The sequence below is a fragment of the Thalassospira sp. MIT1004 genome (genome assembly GCF_001858545.1).
Lineage (GTDB): Bacteria > Pseudomonadota > Alphaproteobacteria > Rhodospirillales > Thalassospiraceae > Thalassospira > Thalassospira xiamenensis.
The window spans coordinates 180,083-206,621 of record NZ_MCAO01000043.1 but is presented as its reverse complement, the minus strand read 5'-3'; the positions used below and the strand labels follow the sequence as shown (position 1 = coordinate 206,621).

The following is a 26,539-nucleotide window of genomic DNA, read 5'->3' as shown; positions in this document are numbered from 1 at the left end:
TCTATAAAATGGATGATCATGGAATACATCCAGCGTCAAGCAAAAACAAAAACAGGAAACCCGTACGCCATGACGGAACAAACCGCGCCGGTCTCGCTTGAAGAATTCAATCATCGGCTGGCTGAAATATCGGAGGCAATGCCCAAGAGATTGAGGCAATGCGCCGAATTTGTCGCCCAGAATACAGACCGTATTGCGGTTTCGACCGTGGCGGAACTGTCCGCCGGGGCGGGGGTGCAACCATCCGCCTTTATGCGGTTTTGCCAGTTGCTGGGCTTTTCGGGATTTTCCGAAATGCAGAAAATGTTTCGCGAAACCTATGCCCAGAAATGGCCGGACTACGCGACGCGCCTTGAAAATCTGCGGGCAAGCGGGGCCGATAGCCCCAGTGCGCTTTTGGCCGAATTTGTCGAGGCCGGGCGGCTGTCGCTTGAAAATCTGGCGTCGTCGATTGATGCCGGATTGCTTGAGGAAGCGGTCAATGTGCTGGCGGCTGCCCCGATGATCCATATTGTCGGTTTCCGGCGGGCATTCCCGGTGGCGAGTTATTTATCCTATGCGTTTGAAAAGATGGACATCCCGGCGGTTTTGCATGACGGGGTGGGGAAGCTTAACCCGCGTCATGCCATTCGCAAGGGCGATGTGATGATTGCCATTACCTTTGCCCCCTATTCGCAGGAAACCATCGATCTGGCGGCCTATGCACGGGGACTCGGCAACCCGGTGGTGGCGATTACCGATACCATGACAAGTCCGCTTCGGCGGATTGACGCCCTGACCCTTGCGGTGTCCGAGGTCGATGTTGGGGCCTTCAGGGCGCTGTCGGCCACGCTTTCGCTGGCGATTTCGTTGGCGGTGGCGATTGGGGCAAAACGGGATCGGGCAAGCGAATAGAAAAAATTTGTTGCATCAAAATAAAAATGGAATAAAAATTCCATTCATCGAATTCGGGGCACCTGACCCCGAAGCGAGGCCCGGTAAAAAGTGACGCCTTAAGAAATCACAGGCCGGACCGCTCACTGAACATTCAGTCGACGCATCGGGGCGCAAAATGCGGCCCCGTTTCAAAGCCACTAGGGAGGCTAACGATGAAGAAGACTTTGACCGCAATTGCGGCCGCTGCCATTGCCTTTGCCGGATTTACCGGGACTGCTTCGGCAGAAGACGAAAAATTCGTTCTGATCAGCCATGCACCGGACTCGGACAGCTGGTGGAACACCATCAAGAATGCCATCAAGGTCGCAGGCGACCAGATGGAAGTCACGGTTGATTACCGTAACCCGCCGACCGGCGATCTGGCCGATATGGCCCGTATTGTCGAGCAGGCAGCGGCCACCAACCCGGATGGCATCATTGTCACCATCGCCGATTTCAACGTGCTTAAAGGCCCGATCATGGATGCGGTTGATCGCGGTATTCCGGTGATCACAATCAATTCCGGCACCGTTGAACAGTCCGCCGAGCTTGGCGCGCTGATGCATGTTGGTCAGCCGGAATATGATGCCGGTTTCGGGGCGGGCAAACGTGCCGCAGCCGCCGGTGCGAAATCATTTGTCTGTGTGAACCATTACATCACCAACCCGGCATCGGTTGAGCGTTGCCGTGGCTTTGCCGATGCGCTTGGCGTCGAGCTTGGCAGCCAGATGATCGATAGCGGCATGGATCCGTCGGAAGTGAAGAACAAGGTCGCGGCCTATCTGAACACCAATTCGGATGTCGATGCGATCCTGACACTTGGCCCGAATTCGGCCCATCCGACGCTGGCCGCCGTTCGTGATGCCGGTCTTGCCGGTCAGATCATGTTTGGCACGTTCGATCTTTCCAGCGAAATCGCCGAAGCGATCAAAAAGGGCGAGATCAATTTCGCCATTGATCAGCAGCCTTACCTTCAGGGGTATCTGCCGGTCGTTATCCTGACCAACTATGCACGATATGGTGTTCTGCCGTCCGGCAACATCAATTCCGGTCCCGGTTTCATCACCAAGGACAATATCGCGCTTGTTGAAAAATACGCTGGCGAATTCCGTTAAGCATTCCTCCCGTCAGGGGGCTGGCAGCGTGCCGCCCCCTGGCAAAACTCACCTGCCAGATAAAAGAGTGATGTCATGACGGACGAGCGGCTCAAGCAAGTCTCAACCCTTCGACGTGCCATGATCCGACCGGAACTGGGTGCTATTTGCGGCACGATCCTGGTCTTTGTTTTCTTCTTCATGATCGCGGGCGATAGCGGCATGTTCTCGCCCGAAGGGGTGCAGAACTGGGGCGTGGTTTCTGCGCAGTTTGCCATCATTGCGGTTGGTGCCTGCCTTTTGATGATTGCCGGCGAATTTGATCTGTCGGTCGGATCGATGATCGGTTTTGCCGGGGTGGTGATTGCCATCCTGTCGGTCCATCTGGGATGGCCGGTGTGGCTGTCGATCATTGCGGCCTTTGTCATTTGTGTCGGGCTTGGCGCGTTAAACGGTTTCCTTGTGATCAAGACCGGATTGCCGAGCTTTATCGTTACCCTTGCATTTCTTTATATCCTGCGCGGTTTGACGATCTGGTTATCCATCCTGACCACGCGCCAGACGATTATTGGCGGGGTCAAGGAAGCCGCAGAGGGCGATCCGCTGGCTTTCCTGTTTGGCGGCGTGATTTTCAAGGACCTGTTCCAGTGGTTTGCCGATCTTGGCCTGCTTGATACCTTTACGCGCGGTTCACGCGAGGGGCAGCCGGTTGTTGAAGGCCTGCCGATGCTGGTGGTCTGGGCGGTGGTGCTGGTGATTTTCGGGCACTGGCTTTTGACCAAAACCCGTTTCGGTAACTGGATTTTCGCATCCGGCGGGGATGCGCAGGCCGCACGTTATGTCGGCGTGCCGGTCAATCGGGTCAAGATCCTGATGTTCATGTTTACCGCGTTCTGCGCCACGGTTTTCGCCACCTGTCAGGTGATGGAATTCGGTTCGGCTGCAGCAGACCGCGGGCTTTTAAAAGAATTTGAAGCGATTATCTGTGTGGTGATCGGCGGGGCGCTTCTGACCGGGGGATATGGTTCGGTCATCGGGGCGGCCCTTGGCGCGCTGATTTTCGGTGTGGTTCAGCAGGGGCTGTTTTTTGCCGGGGCTGAAAGTTCGCTGTTCCGTGTGTTCCTGGGCGGTATCCTGATCCTTGCCGTCATCATGAACACCTATATCCGCCGCATGATCACGGGAGAACGGTGATGAGCACGCCATTGATTGAAATGAACAATATCGAAAAGCATTTTGGTCCGGTGATCGCGCTGGGCGGGGTGTCATTCGATGTGATGGAAGGCGAATGCCATTGTCTTCTGGGCGATAACGGGGCGGGCAAATCGACCTTTATCAAGACCATGTCGGGTGTGCATAAACCGACCAAGGGAACGATGAGGGTTGGCGGCAAGGACGTCGTTTTTGAAAGCCCGCGTGACGCCATGGAAAGCGGCATTGCAACGGTTTATCAGGATCTGGCGATGATCCCGTTAATGTCGGTGACGCGTAATTTCTGGATGGGGCGTGAGCCACGCAAAAGTTTGGGCCCGTTCAAATGGATCGATTTCGATCACGCCAATTCGGTCACACTTAATGAAATGGCGCGTATGGGTATCAATCTGCGCGAGCCGGAACAGGCGGTCGGCACCCTTTCGGGGGGCGAGCGGCAGACGGTGGCGATTGCGCGTGCGGTCTATTTCGGGGCCAAGGTGCTTATTCTGGATGAACCGACATCCGCCCTTGGCGTGCGGCAGACGTCAAACGTCCTTGCGACCATTGATAGGGTGCGGAAATCGGGCATCGGGGTGATTTTCATTACCCATAATGTGCGCCATGCCATGGCGGTGGGCGACCGTTTCACGGTGCTGAACCGTGGCCAGACACATGGCACGGCAAAGCGCGGTGATATCAAACCCGAAGAATTGCAGGATCTGATGGCGGGCGGTCAGGAACTGGCCGAGCTTGAAGGGTCGCTTGGGGGGACGATCTGATGAAAAATCTTGATGTCATTACCATCGGAAGATCGTCGGTCGATCTTTATGGCGCGCAGATCGGTGGCCGCCTTGAGGATATGGCATCCTTTAACAAATATATCGGCGGATCACCGACCAATATGGCGTGTGGCACCGCGCGGCTTGGCCTGAAATCGGCCCTGATTACCCGGGTCGGTGATGAACATATGGGCCGTTTCATCCGTGAACAGTTGATTGCCGAGGGTGTCGATGTCCGTGGTGTTGTCACCGATCCGGAACGTCTGACCGCCCTTGTCCTTCTGGGCGTGCGTGATCAGGAACAGTTTCCGTTGATTTTCTATCGGGAAAACTGTGCCGATATGGCGCTGTGCGAGGATGATATTGATCCCGAATTTATTGCCGATGCGCGGTGCGTCACCGTCACGGGGACGCATTTATCGCATCCGCGCACCCGGGCGGCTGTGCTGAAGGCATTGAAACTGGCGCGGGAAAACGGGGCCAAAACGGCCCTTGATATTGATTACCGGCCCAATCTTTGGGGATTGTCGGGGCATGGGGATGGTGAAAACCGCTTCATTGCATCGGACAAGGTGACCAAGGAACTGCAAGCGACATTGCATCTTTTTGACCTGATCGTCGGGACCGAGGAAGAATTTCACATTGCCGGTGGCACGACCGATACCCTTGAGGCGCTTGAAAATGTGCGGGTTACGTCGAACGCGACACTGGTGTGCAAGCGCGGGCCGATGGGGGCGGTTGCCTTTACCGGCAAGATTGGCGCGAAGCTTGATGACGGTATTTCCGGCCCCGGTTTCCCGGTTGAGGTGTTTAACGTTCTGGGCGCTGGCGACGGGTTTATGTCGGGTCTGCTTAAGGGGTGGCTGACCGATCAGGACTGGGAAACGTCGCTTAAATATGCCAATGCGTGCGGGGCGTTTGCGGTGTCGCGGCATGGCTGTACGCCGGCCTATCCAAGCTGGGAAGAATTGCAGTTCTTCTTTGAGCGAGGGATCAAAACCCCGGCATTGCGTCATGATGCGGAGCTGGAGCAGATCCATTGGTCGACCAACCGGATTGGTGATTGGCCGGAAATGCGGGTTTTTGCATTTGATCACCGCATGCAGCTTGAAGATCTGGCCGATGAGGTTGGTGTTTCGCGCGACCGGATCGGGCCGTTCAAGGAGCTTTGCCTGCGTTCCGTACGCGATGTCGCGGGCGATAAATCGGGTTATGGCATCCTGTGCGAGCCGCGCCTTGGGCGCGATGCGCTTTATGCGGCGGCGGGAACCGGACTTTGGATCGGGCGGCCGGTTGAATTGCCGGGATCGCGTCCATTGCGGTTGGAAATCGGCCCGGATATCGGAAGCAAGCTTGCGGAATGGCCGGTCGAGCATGTGGTGAAGGTGCTGTGTTTCTATCACCCCGATGACGACGCGGCGATGAAGGCCGATCAGGAAGAAACCATCAAGCGACTGGCAGATGGCGCACGGGCCAACAGGCTTGAATTCCTTTTGGAAATCATCCCGTCAAAGGTGGCGGCCTGTGATGATCAGACGACGGCAAAAATCATCGAGCGGTTCTATGAGATCGGGGTTTATCCCGATTGGTGGAAGCTGGAGCCGATGAAATCGGACGCGGCATGGCGTCATGCCTGTGACATGATTGCGCGCCATGATCCTTATTGCCGGGGCATCGTCGTTCTGGGCCTTGAAGCGCCGGAAGCCGAGCTGGTGGCAAGTTTCGAAGTTGCGGCCAAGCATGAGATGGTCAGGGGCTTTGCCGTCGGGCGGACGATCTTTGCCGGGGTTGCACGCGACTGGCTTGCGGGTAACATTGACGATCAAACAGCCGTTGCACAGATGGCGGAAAAATATCGCGCGCTTTGCACCACATGGGATGCGGCGCGCAAAAAATCGGGAGGAGCGGCATGAAAACCGTTCGATTAACCGCCGCCCAAGCCATGGTGCGGTATTTAAGCAAACAGCAGAACGAAGACGGTGTACCGTTTTTCGGCGGGTGCTGGGCGATATTTGGTCATGGCAATGTTGCCGGAATGGGCGAGGCATTGCACGGCATCGGGGATGATTTCCCGACCTGGCGCGGCCATAACGAGCAGGGCATGGCCCATGCCGCCATTGCGTACGCCAAGGCATCGAACCGCAAACGTGCCATGACGGTCACGACATCGATCGGGCCGGGTGCGACCAATATGGTGACCGCCGCGGCATTGGCGCATGTCAACCGCCTGCCGGTTCTGTTTGTGCCCGGTGACGTGTTTGCCAATCGGGCACCTGATCCGGTGTTGCAGCAGGTCGAGGATTTCGGCGATGGCACGATTTCGGCCAATGACTGTTTCAAGCCGGTCAGCCGTTATTTTGACCGCATCATACGCGCCGAGCAGCTTTTGACCGCCCTGCCACGTGCGATGGCAACCCTGACCGATCCGGCCGATTGCGGCCCGGTGACATTGGCATTCTGTCAGGATGTGCAGGCAGAAGCCTTTGACTGGCCCGAGAGTTTCTTTGAGACCAAAATCTGGAAAACCGTGCGTCCGCGCGCCGATCTGGATCAGCTTGACGCGGCGGTGGCGGCGATCAGGGCGGCCAAGCAGCCGATGATCATTGCCGGTGGCGGGGTGCATTACGCGGGGGCGTGCGATGCCCTGGTCGAGTTCGCCCATCGTCACAATATCCCGGTCGGGGAAACGCAGGCGGGTAAATCATCCATGCCGTGGGATGATGAGCTTAACCTTGGTTCCATTGGGGTCACGGGGGCGAGTAGTGCCAACGCGATTGCCGAGAAATCCGACCTGATCATTGCCATCGGCACACGGTTGCAGGATTTCACCACCGGCAGCTGGGCGCTGTTCAAGCACCCGGACCGGCGCATTCTGTCGATCAATGTCGCGGCCTATGACGCGGCCAAACATAATGCGATTGCGGTAACGGGGGATGCCAAAATCACCCTTGCCGAAATTGGCAACATGCTGGGCGATTACCGGGCACCGGCGATTGATGCCGGGCTTAAACCCGATTGGATTGCGGCGGTGGACAAGGTGACGGCAATGCCGACGGGCAATGCCCTTCCGACTGATGCGCAGGTGATTGGTGCGGTTCAGCGCAGCGTTGATGACGATGCGATTGTCGTCTGTGCGGCGGGTGGTCTGCCCGGCGAGCTGCACAAGCTTTGGAAGGCGGCAAAACCCAACGGTTATCACGTTGAATACGGCTTTTCCTGCATGGGATACGAGATTGCCGGCGGGCTTGGGGTCAAGATGGCACAGCCCGACCGCGAGGTCGTCGTGATGGTCGGTGACGGGTCATACATGATGATGAATTCGGAATTGGCGACCAGTGTGATGCTGGGCCACAAGATCATCACCGTGATCCTTGATAACCGTGGTTATGGCTGTATCAACCGGTTGCAGATGGCGACGGGTGGGGAGAGTTTTAACAACCTTCTGGATACCGCACGTCATGTGGTGCCGTCCGCGATTGATTTCACCGCCCATGCCGGATCGATGGGGGCGATTGCCGAAAAGGTATCGTCGATCAGCGAACTGGAAGCGGCGATGGAACGTGCGCGCAAGGCGGACCGGTCATACGCCATTGTCATTGATACCGATCCCCTGCCAAGCACCGACGCCGGTGGTCATTGGTGGGATGTTGCCGTGCCGGAAGTTTCGGTTCGGCCAACGGTGAACGAAGCACGCAAAAATTACGAAGCTGCGCTTAAACAACAGCGCCCCGGAGATTAAGAAAATGATCCTTTACGGTACCAACCCGATTGCCTGGTCGAATGACGATGATCAGACGCTGGGTGCTGAAATCAGCCTTGAAACCTGTTTGTCCGAAGCGGGTGAAATCGGTTTTGACGGGATTGAAAAAGGCCACAAGATGCCGACCGAACCGGCGGCACTGAAGGCCAAGCTTGATCCCAACGGGCTTAAATTCGTGTCGGGCTGGCATTCGCTTAACCTTCTGACCCATTCGGTCGAGGACGAGAAAAAGGCGATCCAGCCGCATCTGGATTTGCTGAAAGCCATGGGATGCAAGGTGTGCATCGTGTGTGAAACCAGCAATGCGATCCATGGCAATGATAATGCCTCCCTGTCTGATAGCCCGGTTTTGCCAGCGGATAACTGGGCGAAATTTGGCGCGGATGTCGAGGCGATTGCCGCCTATTGCGCCGATCAGGGGATCACATTGGTGTATCATCACCATATGGGCACGATTGTTGAAACGGCTGATGAAATTCATGCCTTCATGGCCCATACCGGCCCGAAAACGCATTTGTTGCTTGATACCGGGCACGCATGGTTTGGTGGGGCAAATCCCGAAGAACTGGCCAGCCGTTATATGGATCGGGTGGCGCATATCCATTGCAAAAACGTGCGTCCGAAAATCGCCGAGCAGGTGCGCAATCAGCATCTGAGCTTCCTTGAAGGGGTGCGGCGCGGCGTGTTTACCGTGCCCGGCGACGAGGAAGGCATTGTTGATTTCGAACCGGTTTTGAAAATCGCGGCCGAGCATGGTTATTCCGGCTGGCTGGTGATCGAGGCCGAACAGGACCCGGTCGTGCGCAACCCGTTCAAATATCAGTCGATGGGGCTTAAGGCGCTTCGTGCGATGGCGCATAAAACCGGACTGGATAAGGGAGAAGCCTGATGGCCGATCTGCTGAGAAAACCGTCGGGGACAACCGGAAAAGTCCATGACATTACCGCCCAAAGTGCCAATTGGGGCTATGTCGGGTTCGGGCTTTATCACCTGAAAGCGGGTGAAGCGGCAGCCGAGCCGACGGGCGACCGCGAGGTGATTTTGGTCCTTGTCGAAGGCAAGGCCGAAATCACGGTGGGCGATCAGAATTTCGGGGAACTGGGCAAACGCATGAGCGTGTTTGAACGTATCCCGCCAGCCTGTGTCTATGCGCCCAACGATACCGATTGGAACGCCAAGGCCACAACCGATTGCGTTCTGGCGGTCTGTACCGCACCGGGCAAGGGAAATTATCCGGCCCGCGTGATCAGCGATATCGAGCTGGTCGAACGCGGCAAGGGGGCCAATACCCGATACATCCATCCGATTGCGATGGAGGAAAAGGATATTGCCGACAGTCTTCTCGTGACCGAGGTTTTCACCCCGTCGGGCAACTGGTCAAGCTATCCGCCGCACCGCCATGACGAGGATAATTATCCCGACATGACATACCTTGAGGAAACCTATTATCACCGGCTTAACCCCAAGCAGGGCTTTGGTTTCCAGCGGGTGTTTACCGAGGATGGGGAGCTTGATGAAACCATGGCGGTTTCGGACGGCGATGTGGTGCTGGTGCCCAAGGGGCATCACCCATGCGGCAGTCCTTATGGCTATGAGATGTATTATCTGAATGTCATGGCCGGGCCGATGCGCAAATGGCGGTTCCAGAACCATCCCGATCATGACTGGATTTTCCAGCGCGACAGCAAATAACCCGTTTTCCGTATTCCCATCTTCGCAACATTTGTCCTTTCAGGATGTCAGACATGCTTAATATCGGACTTCTTGGTGCTGGCCGTATCGGCATCACCCACGCCAAAGCCGTTCAGGCCCTGCCAAATGCCAAAATCGCCAAGGTTTTCGACCCGGTCGATGCCGCGGCGGAAAATGCGATTGCCCTTACCGGGGCGACCCGTGCGACGGTCGAGGAAATCATGGCGGATGCCAATATTCACGCCGTTATCATTGCCACCCCGACCGATCTTCATGCCGATCAGATCGAACTGGCCGCGCGGGCGGGCAAGGCGATTTTCTGTGAAAAGCCGGTCGATCTGGATGCCGGGCGGGTGCGCGATTGCCTTAAGGTGGTCGAGGAAACCGGTGCGGTTTTGATGGTTGGTTTCAACCGCCGTTTTGACCCCAGTTTTGCCCGCCTTCGGGCCGAAATTGACGCGGGCGCGATTGGCGATGTTGAAATGGTGCAGATCACGTCGCGTGATCCGTCCGCGCCGCCGGTCGATTATATCAAACGGTCGGGCGGGCTTTTCCGCGATATGATGATCCATGACCTTGATATGGCGCGGTTCCTTCTGGGCGAGGAGATTGTATCGGTCTATGCGACCGGTGCGGTCCTGACCGATCCGGCGATCAAGGCGACGGGTGATGTCGATAGTGCGGCGGCCACACTTCGGACCAAAAGCGGCCGGATGGCGGTGATCACCAATTCACGTCGTGCGACATATGGCTATGACCAGCGCATCGAAGTGCATGGCTCAAAGGGCCTGGTCGAGGCCGGAAACCATCGCACCACGTCGGTTACGGTCGCGAACGGGTCGGGCTATACCGCCGAACCGTTGATGGATTTCTTCATGTCGCGTTATGCCGATGCCTATCGGATCGAGCTGACGACTTTCTGTGATGTGGTGGCGGGTAAAACCAGCAATTACCCGAGTGGTGCGGATGGCCTGAAAGCGTTGCTTCTGGCCGATGCAGCGCTTGAATCGCTTGCGAGTGGCAAGGAAGTTCTGGTCGGGTAGGCGAAAAAAAAACGCCTACCCTATCAAAAAGTTCTTGATTTGTTCTTTTCGATTTGATACAAGAACCAAGTCAACACCAGAATTGCGCCCGTCGGGAATTTCCCGGCGGGCGTTTTTGTTTTGGTGGTATGTGGTGTGCAGTGTGCGGCGGGTAGCCAGATTGGCGGTTCGTCGGGTTATGGCCACGGGCGGCGATTTTGGCCGTCTTGCTGGCGGTCAAGCGAGGGGCAAACGGTAGTCAAAAGCAGTCAAAAGTGGCCAAGCGGGAGAGTTGCGCCCGGTTTGCGGGCTGTTTGAGCGTCATTTGGGGGGGCTTTATGCCCGAGCTGCGCCCGGTTTGTGCCCGGTTTATGCCGCGGCGCGGGCCGGGGTGATGTTGGAGAAGGGTCGGGTTCGGGCACCTTTCCGGGGCGGTGAAAGCCCCGGATTTCGGGTGTTCAGGCGGTCTTTTTAAGATGCATCGGCCCGCCCTTGTGGCGGGGGAAGCCATAGCCGTTGACCATCACGACATCGATGGCGTCCGGGCTATGCGCGATGCCTTCGGCGAGGATTTTTTCGCCTTCTGCCTGCATGGCAGACAGGATGGTTTCGATGATTTCGGTTTCGGAAAACGGGCGGCGTTTGATGCCCTTTTTCGCCGATTCAGCGATCACCAGTGCATCGACAACAGGATCAGGGAAAGCTTTGCCATGTTCATCATAGCGATACCACCCAAGGCCATTCTTGCGCCCGAAACGCCCCATTTCACAGAGGTAATCCCCAAGCGCGACATAGCGTTCATTCGGGTCGCGGGTGGGGGCGAGGCGTTTGCGGGTGGCCCATGAGATTTCAAGGCCTGCCATGTCCTGCATGGCAAACAGGCCCATCGGGAAGCCGAAATTGGTCATGGCGCGGTCAATGTCAGACGGGAGAGATCCGTCTTCGAGTATGTATTCGCAATGTTTGCGATAGGCCGACATGATCCGGTTGCCAATAAAGCCATCACACACCCCGCAAGGGACCGCGATCTTGCCAAGGCGCTTGGCGAAGGCAAGGGCAGTTGCGAGTGTTGCGGGGTTCGCCAGACGGGTGCGGACAACCTCAAGCAGTTTCATCACATGCGCCGGGGAGAAGAAATGAAGGCCGATCACCCGTTCGGGATGGGTGCAGGCAGTCGCAATCGCATCGATGTCGAGATAGGAGGTGTTGGACGCCAGCACCGCATCGGGTTTGCAATGGGCGGACAGTTTGGCAAACACGTCGTGCTTGACGCCCATGTCCTCGAACACGGCCTCGATCACCAGATCGCAATTGGCAAGCGCTGCGTAGTCCGTGCTGCTGACGAGATCGCCCAGAAGCTGATCATGACGGGACTGGGTGATGATGCCGCGTTTGAGCGACCCGCCAAGATGATGGCGGACATTGGCGATGCCGCGTTCACAGGCGTCTTCGTCACGTTCGATCATCACCACGGCATAGCCGGACAGAAGGGCGGCAGTGGCGATACCGGCCCCCATGATGCCGCCGCCAATGACGCCGATTTCGGCAATGGGGCGGGGATCGACCCCGGCCAGTTCGGGCAGCTTGGCAACGGATCGTTCGGCAAAGAAAATATGGCGCAGCGCCTTTGACTGGTCGCTGTCGCGAAGGCGAACGAAGTTTTCGCGTTCAAGCCCAAGGGCGGCTTTGGCGTCGCCGGTGACGGCGGCCCGGATGGTTTGGGTGGCAATCACCGGGGCATCCTGGCCACGGGCCTTTTTGTCGATCCCGGCAATCAGGGCATCCCATCCATCGGTGTCCGGGGCCTTGACCGGGGCGCGGTCGATCAGGGCGGTCGGGCAGGGATCGTTTTTGATCTGGTCGGCCAAGGCGATTGCCGCAACCCGCAAATCGCCATTTCCGATATCCGCAATTTCGTCGATCAGGCCGTAATCATGGGCGGTGGTGGCAGACACCGGTTTGCCGCCGGTGATTATGGCAATCGCGTTTTCAACCGCGATCAGGCGGGGCAATCGCACGGTGCCACCGGCACCGGGGATCAGGCCAAGATTGACTTCGGGCAGGCCCAATTTGGCGGTGGCGGTCGCGATGCGGTAATGACAGCCGAGGGCGACTTCAAGCCCGCCACCAAGCGCATTACCGTGGATGGCTGCGATCAGTGGCTTGGTCGATTGTTCGAGTTTGAGGATCAGATCGGGCAGGATCGGGTCGATTGGCGGTTTGCCAAATTCGGTAACATCGGCACCGGCGATAAAGGTTGATCCGGCGCAGATCAGGATCGCAGCGCGGATCGCATCATCGCGGTTGATCTGATCAATCGCATCCCAGATTCCCAGACGGACGGCATGACTGGTCGTGTTGATCGGTGGATGATCAATCGTGATGATCGCGATGTCGTTTTCGGTCGTGAGGCTGACGGGGGGCATTGTGGACATTATGCGTCCTCCGGCTCGATCGGATGCAGTAGGCAGGTGACCAGCTTAGAGGCCTGATCGGCCAGATCGGCGATGACGTCGAAATGGTGTTTGCCGGGGGCCTCGACCGCGCGGGTCGATGCACCTAGCCCGGTCCAGATATTGGCAAGAAGATCGTTCTGGCGGACAAATTCCGGCCGTTCATCCGCGCCGACCCAGCAGGTGATGGAGCATGGCAGATGTGGACGGGTGAGGGCGGCACTTTCGGCGATTGCTTCGGCTTCGTCGAGTTTCAGCACATCATTCATCGCGGTTTTCAGAAGCGGGCGCAGATCATGCAGGCCGCTGATCGAAACGGTGTTTTTGATGCGTGCCTGCGTTGCCGCTGACAGGGGCGAGGAGATGCAATTCATCCGGCTGACCAGATGACCGCCCGCCGAATGACCGGTGAGATGAATGGGGCCAGCAATGCGGTTGGCAACATGATCAATCGCCGCCCCGATCTGGCGGGTGATTTCCGAAAGACGGGCGTCGGGGGCCAAGGTGTAGCTTGGCAGACAGACCGCCCAGCCGCGTGCGACAGCACCACGTGCCAGATGCGACCATGTCGATTTATCAAACGCCTTCCAATAGCCGCCATGCACGAAAACGACCGTGCCCTTTGGAGTGCCTTCGGGCAGGAACAGATCGTATTTTTCGCGCGTGGCATTGCCATAGGCAATATCGAGTTCCGCCCGGTTCGATGCCGCCATTTCATCGCGGAAGGCTGCTGCCAGTTTGGCCCACATGCCGGGAAATTCCGCCGCACCCCTGATATGGTCGCCATTGGCGTATGCGTCGTCCCAGTTGGTGATCATTTTTTTATCGTCCCTTTCTTGGAATTGTCCGCAGCCGCCTATGCGTTGTCGCTATTACGTTTCCATTTCAGGCCTTTGGGTGTGCTTCCTTCAATCGACACTGGTACTGCGTCGATTCCAATATCCCATAGGGCCGCGAGTAGGCCTCCTCTGGCCATCATCGCGATGGCCTCTTCACCGTAGATAGCGGCGAAATCGTCAAGGGAAGGGAAGTTTTGTGGGCTATCACTCGCCATGCGTTCTGCCATTTTCCGCACGGCTGGTTGATCTTTGTTATAGCGCTCTTCAAACATTGTGGTTTCCTTTATCAAAAGTGCCGTCCCCTTTTGGGAAGCTGGTTTTATCTGTTCTAATGTTATTCAAACGAGAGCAGTTCAAACTGATCGTCTGCTTTGCCAGCCATTTCTGTACAGTTTTCTTGTTTAATTTAGTAAAGATGAACCGATCCGAATTCTACGGGGAAACCCATTTTGGGGGTGGGGCGCATGGAAATATCCATTCGCGACCTGTTTTCGTTTTCAATTTTTCAAGTTGTTTCTCTAGCCTTTGAACCATCAAACTATCTAGGAACTCGACCAGAGGCTTCCATTCTGTCGCACCGCCTACGTGAAACCCCATTTCGACCTTTAAGTTGATATCGAATTTCCCGTCTTCGAAGCCAATTTCCATATTTCCAGATATTGAATGGTGGCCCGAATTATGAGCGTATCTCTTGTTGCGTAGTTCAATGATGTCGTCATGTATTGGGCGAAGTTCTGAGGGCAACTTACTAGGGGAAATTCCGCTGCCATTCTCTCCTTTAACGAGCCGGGCGTAAGTCGTTACAAACGCCAAAATTAACATGTCGTTCTCCAGCGCCCATTCGGTTGTCGCTTCAAACTTGGTTGAGATGAGGCGATGGTGGATGTAGCGAAGGCTTGCCATGGTCGGGAAGGCATGGATGAGGCGGTTCAAGTTCTTTAGGTCACTATCTACAGCCTCAAGTAGGCCTTGTGCTTCTTCCTTCAGCGCAAAAATCTGTTGCTGCCACTCGTCAGGTAGAAATTGGATAGCTTCTTCAGAGAGTTGTACATATTCCAGTTGTTCTTCGGGCTTGTCCATGGTGCCCCCTCCTGAATGTCAGATTTCTCTGATGCAGTAGTTCATCTCGCTTGCATATGACGTTACTCGATTTTAGGGAAAAATGAAGATACTTCAAACCCAAATATTTTATGCTTGAAATAAATGTCGGGCAGGCGTACCGTTTTTGGAGTTTCCCAAAACAACCGGGGCAAAGACCCCCATATCAAGAAGGGAAAATCAGGTGAGAGTAGCTTGTTTGGGTGGCGGTCCTGCGGGGCTTTATTTTGCGATTTCGATGAAATTGCGCGATCCCGGCCATGAGGTCGTGGTGATCGAGCGTAACAAGCCCGATGACACGTTTGGGTGGGGCGTTGTCCTGTCGGACGAGACGCTGACCAATCTGGCGCAGAATGATGCCAAAAGTGCCGAGGCGATCCGGGCGCATTTTTCATACTGGGATGATGTCGCGGTTCTGTATCGCGGTGAGAAGACCGTATCGACCGGGCATGGTTTTTGTGGCATCGGGCGCAAGCAGCTTTTGATCCTGTTGCAGCAGCGTGCTCGCGAGTTGGGTGTTGATCTTCGGTTCGAGACCGAGGCGCAAAGTGCGGCGCATTATGCCAAGGAATTTGACCTTGTCGTCGCATCCGACGGGCTTAATTCCAAAACCCGCACCGAGTTTGCCGATAAATTCCAGCCTGATATCGATACGCGGAAATGCAAGTTTGTCTGGCTGGGCACGCATCAGAAATTCGATGATGCCTTTACCTTTATTTTCGAGGAAACCGACAAGGGCTGGGTCTGGGCGCACGCCTATCAGTTTGATGACAAGACCGCGACCTTTATCGTCGAATGTTCGCAAGCGACCTGGGACGCTTATGGTTTCGGCGACATGACCAAGGAAGAGTCGATTGCCACCTGCGAGGAAATCTTCAAGGACCATCTTGGCGGTCATGCCCTTATCAGCAATGCGCATCATGTGCGCGGTTCGGCGTGGTTGAGCTTCCCCCGGGTTTTGTGCAAAACATGGTCGCATGAAAATATCGTCCTTATGGGCGATGCGGCGGCGACGGCGCATTTTTCCATCGGATCGGGCACCAAACTGGCGCTTGAAAGTGCCATCGGGCTTGCCAATTACCTGCATTCCGAGGCCGATTTGCCGTCCGCCTTTGCCAAATATGAAGACGAACGCCGGTTGGAGGTTTTGCGCCTGCAATCAGCCGCGCGCAATTCGATGGAATGGTTCGAGGAGATCGAGCGGTATTTCCATTTTGATCCGGTGCAGTTTACCTATTCCCTTTTGACCAGATCGCAGCGCATCAGCCATGAGAACCTTCGGATGCGCGATGCCAAGTGGCTGAAAGATGCCGAAGGATGGTTCCAGCGCAAGGCGGGTATTCCGGCGAATGATGAAGTCCGTCATCCGATGTTCGTGCCGTTTACATTGCGCGACATGAAGCTTAAGAACCGCATCGTGGTGTCGCCGATGGCACAGTACAAGGCGGTGGATGGCTGCCCGACCGACTGGCATCTGGTGCATTATGCGGAGCGCGCCAAGGGTGGTGCGGGACTGGTTTATACCGAGATGACCTGCGTTTCCGACACGGGCCGCATCACGCCGGGTTGCCCCGGTTTTTACGCGCCATCGCACGAGGCCGCGTGGAAACGGATTACCGATTTCGTGCATTCCGAAACCGATGCCAAAATCTGTGCGCAGATTGGCCATTCCGGGCGCAAGGGTTCAACCCAGTTGGGTTGGGAAGAAATGGATGCGCCGCTGAAATCCGGCAATTGGCCGTTATTATCGGCATCCGACATTGCGTGGTCGGATCGCAACCAGACGCCAAAACCGATGACGCGCGATGATATGGATAGGGTGCGCGATCAGTTTGTGGCGGCTGCCGAAATGGCGGATCGGGCGGGCTTTGACATGATCGAGGTCCATGCCGCACACGGATACCTTTTGTCATCCTTTATCAGCCCGGTCAGCAATACGCGGGCGGATGAATATGGCGGGTCGCTTGAAAACCGGATGCGTTATCCGTTGGAAGTGATTGATGCGGTGCGTGCCGCATGGCCGGCGCATAAGCCGTTATCGGTGCGTATTTCGGCCAATGACTGGGTCGGTGATGAGGGCGTGACGCCCGAAGAAGCGGTCGAGATCGCGCGGATGTTGCAGGCCCATGATGTTGATATCTGTGACGTGTCGGCAGGTCAGACGACGAAGGCCGCACGTCCCGTCTATGGCCGCATGTTCCAGACGCCATTTTCCGACCGGATCAGGAACGAAGCACATATGGCGACCATGGCGGTTGGCAATATTTACGAACCCGATCACGTCAATTCGATCCTGATGGCGGGACGGGCGGACCTTGTGTGCCTTGCGCGGCCGCATCTGGCCGATCCGTACTGGACGCTGCATGCGGCGGCAACGCTTGGCAACCGGACGGAAAACTGGCCGGAACCGTACCATGCCGGGCGTGATCAGATGTGGCGTCTGGCGGAACGGTCCGACGTCATGACCGGGAAGGTGTGACCCCATGGGAAACCTTGCCATCAGCACAGCATTGATTACCGGCGGCGGGTCGGGTGTGGGGGCCGTAATGGCCCGTATGCTGGCCGATGCCGGGGTCAAGGTCGCGGTATCAGGCCGCAGGCCTGAGATGCTGGCCGAGGTGGCAAAACATCCCAATATTACCGCCATTCCCGCCGATGTGACGGACGAGGCATCAGTACGTGCGATGTTTGGCACATTTTGCGATGTGATCGGCGCGCCCGATCTGGTGATTGCCAATGCGGGCATGGCCGAAAGCGCACCGTTTGGCAAAACATCCATCGATCTTTGGAAACGCACGATGGATGTGAACCTGACGGGGACGTTTTTGACGTTCCGCGAGGGATTGAATGTGATGGGTCGCGCCAAACCGGGGCGGCTGATTTCGATTGCATCGACGGCGGGGCTTAAGGGTTATGCCTATGTCACCGCCTATTGCGCGGCGAAACATGCGGTGGTCGGGCTTGTCAAAAGCCTTGCGACCGAACTGGCATCGACGCCGATCACGGTTAATGCGGTGTGCCCCGGTTTCATGGAAACGCCGATGCTTGAACAATCGGTTGCCAATATCGTTGCGAAAACCGGCATGAGTGCGGAAGACGCCCGCGCAAGCCTTGCGAAGATCAATCCGCAGAACCGGTTGATCCAGCCCGAAGAAGTTGCCCAGACCGTCATGTGGCTGGCAAGTAGCCAGGCCGCATCGATCACAGGGCAGGCGATTTCGGTATCGGGAGGAGAGATATGAATATGGATAAGACAGTCCGCGATCCCGATATGCCGCCAAACGAAACATCGGATATCTCAAAGGCGCGCCTGCGGGCGTGGCTTCAGGTTTTACGCGTGTCGCGCAAGATCGAGGGCGAACTTCGCGAAAAGATGCGCCTTGAATTCGGGTCCACCCTGCCGCGCTTTGACGTGATGGCCGCACTTTACCGGTCGCGCGACGGGATGCGCATGAGCGAGCTTTCAAGCGCGTTGATGGTATCAAACGGCAATGTCACCGGGATTGTTGACCGGCTGGTGACCGAGGGGATGCTGGTCCGGGTGCCGGTTGAAAATGATCGCCGGGCATCGATCGTGCGCCTGACGGAAGCGGGCGAAAAGGATTTTGCCGAGCGGGCCCTTGTGCATGAGGGCTGGGTTTCCGAGCTGTTTTCCGATCTGTCGGCCAGTGATGCCGATGCCCTGATCCGTATCCTTCGGACTGTTTATCATCATAACGAGGCGCACCATGACTAAGATGGCAAACATCACGCCAAAGCATTTCAACTGGCGCATGGAAGGCGATGTTGCGGTTATTTCGCTGGATCGGCCGGAACGCAAAAACCCGCTGACGTTCGAGAGCTATGCCGAGCTTCGCGATACGTTCCGCGATCTGGTTTATGCCGATGATATCAAGGCGGTGGTGTTCGGATCGAACGGTGGCAATTTCTGTTCGGGCGGGGATGTGCACGACATTATCGGCCCGCTGATCGACAAGGACATGAAGGGGCTTCTGGAATTTACCCGCATGACCGGCGATCTGGTCAAGGCGATCATTGGCTGTGGCAAGCCGGTGATTGCGGCGGTTGATGGCATTTGCGTTGGTGCCGGGGCGATCATTGCCATGGCATCGGATTTGCGCATTGCGACCCCGATTTCGAAAACGGCGTTCCTGTTTACCCGTGTCGGGCTTGCGGGCTGTGACATGGGGGCATGTGCGATCCTGCCGCGGATCATCGGACAGGGCCGGGCGGCGGAACTTCTTTATACCGGGCGTTCCATGAGTGCCGATGAGGGCGAGCGTTGGGGGTTTTATAACCGGCTGGTCGAGAGTGATGTTCTGGAGGCCGAGGCGATAGCCCTGGCAACCCGGATTTCCGAAGGCCCGAATTTCGGTCACATGATGACGAAAACCATGCTGGCGCAGGAATGGAATATGGGGATCGAACAGGCGATTGAGGCCGAAGCACAGGCGCAGGCGATCTGCATGCAGACCGAGGATTTCAATCGCGCCTATAAGGCATTTGTCGCCAAGGAAAAACCGGTGTTCGAGGGGAACTGATGGCTGATACGTCCTATCTTGACTGGCCGTTTTTCGAAGACCGGCACCGCGAGCTTGCTGCACGGCTTGATGCGTGGGCGGCGGCCAATCTTGACGGTATCGATCATCATGATGTCGATGGGGCGTGCCGCGATCTGGTGGCGCGGCTTAATGATGGCGGGTGGCTGAAGCATGCCGCGATTGATCCCGACATTGACGGGGCGAAGCTTGACGTCCGGTCGCTTTGCCTGATCCGCGAGACATTGGCGCGGTATGACGGGCTGGCCGATTTTGCCTTTGCCATGCAGGGGCTTGGCAGCGGGGCGATTTCGCTGTTTGGCACCAGAGCGCAGCGGGCGGGTATTCTGCCCAAGGTCCGTTCCGGCAAGGCGATTGCGGCCTTTGCCCTGACCGAACCGCAATCGGGATCGGATGTTGCCAATATCGCGCTTGATGCGCGATCCGATGGCGGCCATTTCGTGCTGAATGGCGAGAAAACCTGGATTTCCAATGGCGGGATTGCCGATTTTTACTGCGTGTTTGCCCGCACTGGCGAGGCACCGGGGGCCAAGGGGCTTTCGGCGTTTCTGGTGCCCGCCGACACACCGGGCCTTTCGATTGCCGAACGGCTGGAAACCATTGCGCCACATCCGTTGGCGCGGCTGAAATTCAGCGATTGCCGTATTCCGGCGACCGCGCTGATTGGCCTTCCGGGTGAAGGCTTCAAGATCGCGATGTCGGTTCTGGACGTGTTCCGGTCGACTGTTGCCGCCGCCGCACTCGGCTTTGCCCGTCGGGCGTTGGACGAAACCATTAATCGCGTTCAGTCCCGCGAATTGTTTGGCGCGCCGCTTTTTGATTTGCAGATGGTGCAGGGGCATGTGGCCGACATGGCGCTTGATGTCGATGCCAGTGCGCTTCTGGTGTATCGCGCGGCGTGGCTGAAAGACAGCGGGGCAGCGCGGGTTTCGCGCGAGGCCGCGATGGCAAAACTTTATTCAACCGATCATGCCCAAACCGTCATCGACAAGGCGGTACAAATACATGGCGGCGATGGTGTGCGTTCTGGTCACATCGTTGAAACGCTGTATCGGGAAATTCGCGCCCTTCGGATTTATGAAGGCGCGTCAGACGTCCAAAAAATAATCATTGCACGGCAAACGCTGGCACAAAAATAGCTGTATCAGGGGCTTAACCATGTCGCACGTTCTGGGTCCGACCGCACATAGCGATACGTTCGCAAGGGACAATCTGCCACCGGTCGAAAGTTGGCCGGTCTTTAACCTCGAAAAGTTTCAGTATCCCGAATATCTCAATGCCGGGGTCGAACTGACCGACCGGATGGTCGAACAGGGATTTGGCGATAATACCGCCCTGATCGGCAATGGCCGCCAGCGGACATACAAGGAATTATCCGACTGGACCAACCGCATTGCTCATGCGCTGGCCGAGGATTATGGGGTCAAGCCCGGCAACCGGGTTTTGATCCGGTCGGCCAATAACCCGGCGATGGTGGCCTGCTGGTTAGCCGCAACCAAGGCCGGGGCGGTTGTGGTCAATACCATGCCGATGCTGCGTGCCGGTGAACTGGCCCAGATCGTCGATAAGGCCGAGATCGAATTTGCCCTTTGCGATACGCGGCTGATGGACGAGCTGGTGGCGTGTGCCAAGGACAGCAAATTCCTTAAAAAGGTCATCGGCTTTGACGGTACGGCCAATCATGATGCGGAACTGGATCGCATCGCCCTGACCAAATCGGTGAAATATGAGGCGGTCAAGACCGGGCGCGATGATGTGGCGTTGCTGGGTTTCACATCGGGCACGACGGGGGAGCCCAAGGCGACCATGCATTTCCATCGTGATCTTCTGATCATTGCCGATGGCTATGCCAAGGAAGTCCTGAATGTGACGCCCGATGACGTGTTTGTCGGATCGCCACCCTTGGCCTTTACCTTCGGGCTTGGCGGGTTGGCCGTCTTTCCGCTTCGGTTCGGGGCGACCGCGACGTTGCTTGAAAAGGCATCGCCGCCCAACATGATCGAGATTATCGAAACCTATAAGGCAACCGTGTGCTTTACCGCGCCGACGGCGTATCGGGCGATGCTGGCGGCGATGGAAGACGGGGCGGATTTATCGTCCCTTCGGGCCGCCGTTTCAGCCGGGGAAACTTTGCCCGCACCCGTTTACAAGGCATGGATGGAAAAGACCGGCAAGCCGATGCTGGACGGGATTGGCGCGACCGAGATGCTGCATATCTTTATTTCCAACCGGTTTGGCGACAGTCACCCGGCCTGCACCGGACGACCGGTGGGGGGATATGAAGCCAGGATCGTTGATGATGAAATGAACGAGCTTCCGGTTGGCACGATTGGCAAGCTTGCAGTGCGTGGCCCGACCGGGTGCCGGTATCTGGCCGATGATCGGCAGCATGGCTATGTGCGCGATGGCTGGAACCTGACGGGGGATGCGTTTTTTGTCGATAGTGACGGCTATTTCCATTTTGCCGCGCGCAATGACGATATGATCGTCTCGTCGGGCTATAACATTGCCGGGCCGGAGGTCGAGGCGGCGTTGCTGTCGCATCCTGATGTGGCGGAATGTGCGGTGGTGGCCGCCGCCGACGAGGAACGCGGTTATATCGTGCAGGCGCATGTGGTATTGACCGCGAATGCCAATCCGTCACCCGAAATGGCGAAGCTTTTGCAGGATCATGTCAAGGCGACGATTGCACCTTATAAATATCCGCGTTCGATCCTGTTTATCGACGCGTTACCGAAAACCGCGACTGGAAAAATCCAGCGATTCCGCCTGAAACAGGAAATGTCTGCATGATTGACTTTGCCGCCACCAAAGCCTTGTTCCATATCCCTGACGGGGTGATTTACCTTGACGGTAATTCACTGGGCGCGATGCCGAAAACGGCGGCCGCGCGCGCCAAATCCATGATCAGTGATGAATGGGGCGAGATGCTTATTCGCGGCTGGAACGATGCCGGGTGGATGGAGCAGCCCAAACGCGTTGGCGATCTGGTCGCGCGTCTGATCGGGGCGGCACCGGGTACGGTGGTGATGGGCGATACTTTGTCGATCAAGGTTTATCAGGCGCTGGCCAGTGCGCTTGAAATGAACCCGGATCGCAAGGTGGTGGTATCGGACAATGGCAATTTCCCGACCGACCTTTATATCGCCGATGGCTTGATCAAAAGCCTTGATAAGGGCCATGTTTTAAAGACGCCAAACCCGGAAGATGTCGAAAGCCTGATCAACGAAGACCTTGCGGTTTTGATGCTGACCCATGTCGATTACCGCACCGGGCGGATGTATGACATGAAGCGGATCACCAAGATGGCCCATGATGCGGGCGCAATCGTGATCTGGGATCTGGCGCATTCGGCGGGGGCGGTTCCGGTCGACCTTGCGGGATGTGAAGCCGATTTTGCGGTAGGGTGCACCTATAAATACCTTAACGGTGGCCCCGGTGCCCCGGCATTCATTTATGTCAGGCCCGATCATGCGAAGACCGTGCGCCCGGCATTGTCGGGATGGCTTGGTCATGCGGCCCCGTTTGCCTTTGACCTTGAATACAGCCCGGCACCCGATGTTTCGCGGATGCGGGTCGGCACCCCGCCGGTCATTCAGATGACGGTTCTGGAAGAGGCGATGAAGGCGTGGGATGGGGTCGAGATGGTCGATATCCGCAAACGCAGCATTGAGCTTTGCGAGCAGTTCATCGCCGGGGGCGAAGCAAGTTGCCCGATGCTGGAACTGGCAAGCCCGCGTGATGCGACCCTGCGCGGATCGCAGGTATCGTTCAGGTTTGAAAATGGCTATGCGGTGATGCAGGCATTGATTGCGCGCGGGGTGATTGGTGATTTCAGGGCACCCGATATCATCCGGTTCGGCTTTACCCCGCTTTATATCGACAACAACGATGTCGATGGCGCGGTGAAAATACTGGCGGAGATCATGGAAACGCGCGCCTGGGACAAGCCGGAATTCCATAAAAGGAATGCCGTGACATGAGCGATAAAGCCAAAAATACCGGCTGCCCGATGAACCAGCCCTATGACCCCGGCACCGAAGGGGCCAAAACCGATTTTTCCGATCAGATGTCGTATGGCGATTATCTGGCGCTGGATGCGGTATTAACAGCGCAGCATCCATTGACCGATGCGCAGGATGAGTTGCTGTTTATCATTCAGCATCAGACATCCGAATTGTGGATGAAACTTGCGATCCGTGAGATTACCGCCGCACGTGATGCCATCCGTGAAGGTCGCCTGCAACCGGCATTTAAGATGCTGGCCCGCGTATCGCGCATATTCGAGCAATTGAACAATGCGTGGGACGTTTTGCGGACCATGACGCCAAGCGACTATACGACATTTCGCGATGCGCTGGGTCCGTCGTCGGGCTTCCAGTCATACCAGTATCGCCAGATCGAGTTTATGTTAGGCAATCGGAACCATGCGATGTTGCGCCCGCATGCGCACCGCGATGACATTACCGAAATGCTGAAGGGCGAACTGGCAACGCCCAGCCTTTATGACGAGGCGCTAGCCCTTTTGGCGCGAGAGGGGATTGCGGTGCCCGATGCGGTGTTATCGCGTGATGTCAGTGCGCCATACGCGGCACATGACGAGGTGATTGCGGCGTGGCATCGGGTTTACAGCGCACCGGAAAAGCATTGGCCGCTTTATGAGCTGGCCGAGAAGCTTGTGGATTTTGAGGATTATTTCCGGCGTTGGCGGTTCAACCATGTGACCACGGTGGAGCGCGTCATTGGCTTCAAACGCGGGACCGGGGGGACCGGCGGGGTGAGTTACCTTAAAAAAATGCTGGAAGTTGAACTGTTTCCGGAACTCTGGCGGGTGCGAACCACGCTTTGAGGATGGACGGGCCTGATGGAACACTGCAAAATCAGGGGCAGGCATCAGGTCGATAAGTCCGTGACAAAAAACAACAAAGTCACGGAATGCCGATGTTGCTGAGTAGATAAAAACATAAACACGGAGGCTTTGATGAAGGGCACTAAGACGACAATCGCAGCTTTGGCTGCGTTACTGATGGCGGGGGCGGCACAGGCCGAGCCGGTCAAGGTTGGCATGATCACGACCCTTTCGGGTGGCGGTGCGGGGCTTGGCATCGACGCGCGCGATGGTTTCATGCTGGCGGTCAAACAGGCCAATAACCCGGACCTGACGGTTGTGATCGAAGACGATCAGCAGAAACCCGATATCGCGGTTCAGCTTGCCGATAAAATGATCCAGAGCGAGAAGGTCGATGTCCTGACCGGTATTATCTGGTCGAACCTGGCAATGGCGGTGGTGCCGTCGGCGGTGGCACAGGACAAGTTCTATCTTTCGGTCAATGCCGCACCGTCGCAATTGGCGGGCAAGGGCTGCAACCCGAATTATTTCAGCGTTTCGTATCAGAACGACAATCTGCATGAAGCCGCAGGCGGTTATGCGACCAGTGCCGGTTACGAGAAAACCTTTGTGATGGCGCCGAACTATCCGGCAGGCAAGGATTCCATCGCCGGTTTCAAGCGTTTCTATCTGGGGGATGTATCGGGCGAGGTTTACACCAAGCTTGGTCAGACCGACTATGCCGCCGAAATCGCACAGATCCGTGCATCGGGTGCGGATAGCGTGTTCTTCTTCCTGCCGGGCGGCATGGGCATTGCGTTCATGAAACAGTATGCCCAGTCGGGTGTGGATATTCCGCTGATCGGTCCGGCATTCTCGCTTGATCAGGGTATTCTGGGCGCGATTGGCGATGCGGCAATTGGTATCAAAAACACCGCCAACTGGTCTAAGGATATCGACAACGACACCAACAAGGCGTTTGTCGAAACCTTCCAGGCGGAATATGGCCGCCTGCCGTCGATCTATGCGTCATATGGCTTTGATACCGCCAATCTGTTGCTGTCGGCAATGGGCAAGGCAGACGTCAATGACAAGGACGCCTTCCGTGATGCGCTGCGTGCAGCGGACTTCAATTCCGTCCGTGGCAAATTCATCTTTGGTCCGAACCAGCATCCGATTCAGGACATCTATGTCCGTGAAGTGGTGAAGGAAGGCGACGTTCTGACCAACAAGATCATTGGCACAGCCCTTATCGATCATGCCGATGCCTATGCATCGGAATGTGCGATGTAACGACGAAGTCTGTTTCATAGACTGGCAAGTTCGGCGGGCATTTGTACCCGGTTTCCGGGGCTGATGCCCGCCATCTTGCGACGGAGTTTTCCTTTATGTTTTCTTTATTTCTGGAGCAGCTTCTGAACGGCCTTCAGTCGGGGGTCATGCTGTTTCTGATGGCATCTGGTCTGACGCTTGTTTTTGGTGTCATGGGGCTGATCAATCTGGCGCACGGGTCGCTTTACATGGTGGGCGCGTTTGCGTGCGCGGCCGTTGCGGCATGGACCGGTTCATTCTGGCTTGGCCTTGTCGCGAGTTTGATGGCGGCCGCCCTTGCAGGCGCGCTGGTCGAGATGCTGGTGATCCGCAGGCTTTATAAACGTGATCACCTTGATCAGGTGCTGGCGACATTTGCGCTTATTCTTATTTTTTCCGAAGGCACCCGGTGGATTTTCGGGTCTTTCCCGCTGTTTTTAAATGTCCCCGAAGCCCTTTCGGGCACGGTAACTATCCCTGGTGGATCGGAATATCCGATTTTCCGGCTGGCGATTATTGTTGCTGGTCTGATCGTGGCGGCAGGTCTTTTTGCCCTGATTGGCAAGACGCGGCTTGGCACGCGCATTCGTGCCGGTGAAGCCGACCGCGAAATGATTGCGGCACTCGGGATCAATATCGACCGGCTTTATACGGTTGTTTTTGCGCTGGGTGCGGCATTGGCCGGGCTGGCGGGGGCGTTTGTCGGCACGACGCAATCGGTTCAGGTCGGCATGGGCGAGCCGGTTTTGATCCTTGCATTCGTTGTGATCGTGATTGGCGGGATCGGGTCGATCAAGGGCGCGCTTGTCGGGTCGTTACTGGTGGGCTTTACCGACACGATGGGGCGGTTTTTGCTGCCGCTTGGGTTCGAGGCGTTTTTTGATCCGGCAAGTGCGACGGCGATTGGGTCGGCCCTTGCATCGATGCTGATTTATATCGTTATGGCGCTGGTGCTTTTCCTGCGGCCAAGCGGTTTGTTCGGGACGGAAGCCTGA

Annotated in this window: 23 protein-coding genes; 19 read left to right on the top strand and 4 right to left on the bottom strand. The window is 56.7% G+C overall.

What is annotated here, in order from left to right; all coding sequences use genetic code 11:
- Positions 1-69 precede the first annotated feature (69 nt).
- From BC440_RS16900 to iolG, 9 genes are all read left to right on the top strand, one after another.
- Positions 70-894 (top strand): MurR/RpiR family transcriptional regulator, encoded by an 825-nt coding sequence (locus BC440_RS16900; protein WP_063095533.1) that lies wholly within the window; start codon positions 70-72, stop codon positions 892-894.
- Between the two features lie 194 nt (positions 895-1,088).
- Positions 1,089-2,030: a sugar ABC transporter substrate-binding protein gene (locus BC440_RS16895; RefSeq protein WP_071240678.1), complete on the top strand. Its 942-nt coding sequence runs from the start codon at positions 1,089-1,091 to the stop codon at positions 2,028-2,030.
- 75 nt (positions 2,031-2,105) lie between these two features.
- Positions 2,106-3,203, top strand: coding sequence for an ABC transporter permease (locus BC440_RS16890; protein WP_007090674.1), 1,098 nt, complete (start codon positions 2,106-2,108; stop codon positions 3,201-3,203).
- Complete coding sequence (locus BC440_RS16885; protein ID WP_071240677.1) at positions 3,203-3,982, top strand: ATP-binding cassette domain-containing protein; 780 nt, start codon at positions 3,203-3,205, stop codon at positions 3,980-3,982. The genes BC440_RS16890 and BC440_RS16885 overlap by 1 nt, the downstream gene beginning before the upstream one ends.
- Positions 3,982-5,895: a 5-dehydro-2-deoxygluconokinase gene (gene iolC, locus BC440_RS16880; protein ID WP_071240676.1), complete on the top strand. Its 1,914-nt coding sequence runs from the start codon at positions 3,982-3,984 to the stop codon at positions 5,893-5,895. The genes BC440_RS16885 and iolC overlap by 1 nt, the downstream gene beginning before the upstream one ends.
- Complete coding sequence (gene iolD, locus BC440_RS16875) at positions 5,892-7,721, top strand: 3D-(3,5/4)-trihydroxycyclohexane-1,2-dione acylhydrolase (decyclizing) (RefSeq protein WP_071240675.1); 1,830 nt, start codon at positions 5,892-5,894, stop codon at positions 7,719-7,721. Before iolC ends, iolD begins: the two co-directional genes overlap by 4 nt.
- A gap of 4 nt (positions 7,722-7,725) precedes the next feature.
- Positions 7,726-8,631, top strand: a complete 906-nt coding sequence (gene iolE, locus BC440_RS16870; RefSeq protein WP_071240674.1) for a myo-inosose-2 dehydratase — start codon at positions 7,726-7,728, stop codon at positions 8,629-8,631.
- Positions 8,631-9,434, top strand: a complete 804-nt coding sequence (gene iolB, locus BC440_RS16865; protein WP_037992764.1) for a 5-deoxy-glucuronate isomerase — start codon at positions 8,631-8,633, stop codon at positions 9,432-9,434. Before iolE ends, iolB begins: the two co-directional genes overlap by 1 nt.
- 53 nt (positions 9,435-9,487) lie before the next feature.
- Positions 9,488-10,477 carry an inositol 2-dehydrogenase gene (gene iolG / locus BC440_RS16860; protein ID WP_071240673.1) on the top strand — a complete coding sequence of 330 codons (990 nt, stop codon included), beginning with the start codon at positions 9,488-9,490 and terminating at the stop codon, positions 10,475-10,477.
- Between the two features lie 437 nt (positions 10,478-10,914).
- On the opposite strand, the gene BC440_RS16855 is transcribed toward iolG, so the two are convergent.
- The 4 genes from BC440_RS16855 to BC440_RS16840 all read right to left on the bottom strand — a co-directional run bounded on the left by BC440_RS16855 (position 10,915) and on the right by BC440_RS16840 (position 14,828).
- On the bottom strand, positions 10,915-12,891 hold the full coding sequence (locus BC440_RS16855; RefSeq protein ID WP_247643598.1) for a 3-hydroxyacyl-CoA dehydrogenase NAD-binding domain-containing protein: 1,977 nt from the start codon (positions 12,889-12,891) through the stop codon (positions 10,915-10,917).
- Positions 12,891-13,727 (bottom strand): alpha/beta hydrolase, encoded by an 837-nt coding sequence (locus BC440_RS16850; protein ID WP_071240672.1) that lies wholly within the window; start codon positions 13,725-13,727, stop codon positions 12,891-12,893. The genes BC440_RS16855 and BC440_RS16850 overlap by 1 nt, the downstream gene beginning before the upstream one ends.
- Positions 13,728-13,765: 38 nt before the next feature.
- Entirely contained in the window at positions 13,766-14,020 is a 255-nt protein-coding gene (locus BC440_RS16845; RefSeq protein WP_071240671.1) for a hypothetical protein, read from the bottom strand.
- A 160-nt stretch (positions 14,021-14,180) separates the two neighbouring features.
- Positions 14,181-14,828, bottom strand: coding sequence for a hypothetical protein (locus BC440_RS16840; protein ID WP_071240670.1), 648 nt, complete (start codon positions 14,826-14,828; stop codon positions 14,181-14,183).
- Positions 14,829-15,030: 202 nt separating this feature from the next.
- Here BC440_RS16840 and BC440_RS16835 point away from each other — a divergent pair, with 202 nt between their 5' ends.
- The 10 genes from BC440_RS16835 (at position 15,031) to BC440_RS16790 (ending at position 26,539) form a co-directional block, all read left to right on the top strand.
- Positions 15,031-17,325 carry a bifunctional salicylyl-CoA 5-hydroxylase/oxidoreductase gene (locus BC440_RS16835; RefSeq protein WP_071240669.1) on the top strand — a complete coding sequence of 765 codons (2,295 nt, stop codon included), beginning with the start codon at positions 15,031-15,033 and terminating at the stop codon, positions 17,323-17,325.
- A gap of 4 nt (positions 17,326-17,329) precedes the next feature.
- On the top strand, positions 17,330-18,088 hold the full coding sequence (locus BC440_RS16830) for an SDR family NAD(P)-dependent oxidoreductase (protein ID WP_071240668.1): 759 nt from the start codon (positions 17,330-17,332) through the stop codon (positions 18,086-18,088).
- Positions 18,089-18,090: 2 nt separating this feature from the next.
- Positions 18,091-18,582 carry a MarR family transcriptional regulator gene (locus BC440_RS16825; protein WP_247643597.1) on the top strand — a complete coding sequence of 164 codons (492 nt, stop codon included), beginning with the start codon at positions 18,091-18,093 and terminating at the stop codon, positions 18,580-18,582.
- Positions 18,575-19,387 (top strand): enoyl-CoA hydratase family protein, encoded by an 813-nt coding sequence (locus BC440_RS16820; protein WP_083379403.1) that lies wholly within the window; start codon positions 18,575-18,577, stop codon positions 19,385-19,387. Before BC440_RS16825 ends, BC440_RS16820 begins: the two co-directional genes overlap by 8 nt.
- Complete coding sequence (locus BC440_RS16815; RefSeq protein WP_071240665.1) at positions 19,387-20,544, top strand: acyl-CoA dehydrogenase family protein; 1,158 nt, start codon at positions 19,387-19,389, stop codon at positions 20,542-20,544. Before BC440_RS16820 ends, BC440_RS16815 begins: the two co-directional genes overlap by 1 nt.
- A gap of 19 nt (positions 20,545-20,563) precedes the next feature.
- Entirely contained in the window at positions 20,564-22,198 is a 1,635-nt protein-coding gene (locus tag BC440_RS16810) for an AMP-binding protein (RefSeq protein WP_071240664.1), read from the top strand.
- Entirely contained in the window at positions 22,195-23,388 is a 1,194-nt protein-coding gene (gene kynU / locus BC440_RS16805; protein ID WP_071240663.1) for a kynureninase, read from the top strand. Before BC440_RS16810 ends, kynU begins: the two co-directional genes overlap by 4 nt.
- Entirely contained in the window at positions 23,385-24,254 is an 870-nt protein-coding gene (gene kynA, locus BC440_RS16800) for a tryptophan 2,3-dioxygenase (RefSeq protein WP_139192137.1), read from the top strand. Before kynU ends, kynA begins: the two co-directional genes overlap by 4 nt.
- 132 nt (positions 24,255-24,386) lie before the next feature.
- Entirely contained in the window at positions 24,387-25,526 is a 1,140-nt protein-coding gene (locus BC440_RS16795; RefSeq protein ID WP_063095191.1) for an ABC transporter substrate-binding protein, read from the top strand.
- A gap of 95 nt (positions 25,527-25,621) precedes the next feature.
- Positions 25,622-26,539, top strand: coding sequence for a branched-chain amino acid ABC transporter permease (locus BC440_RS16790; RefSeq protein ID WP_071240662.1), 918 nt, complete (start codon positions 25,622-25,624; stop codon positions 26,537-26,539).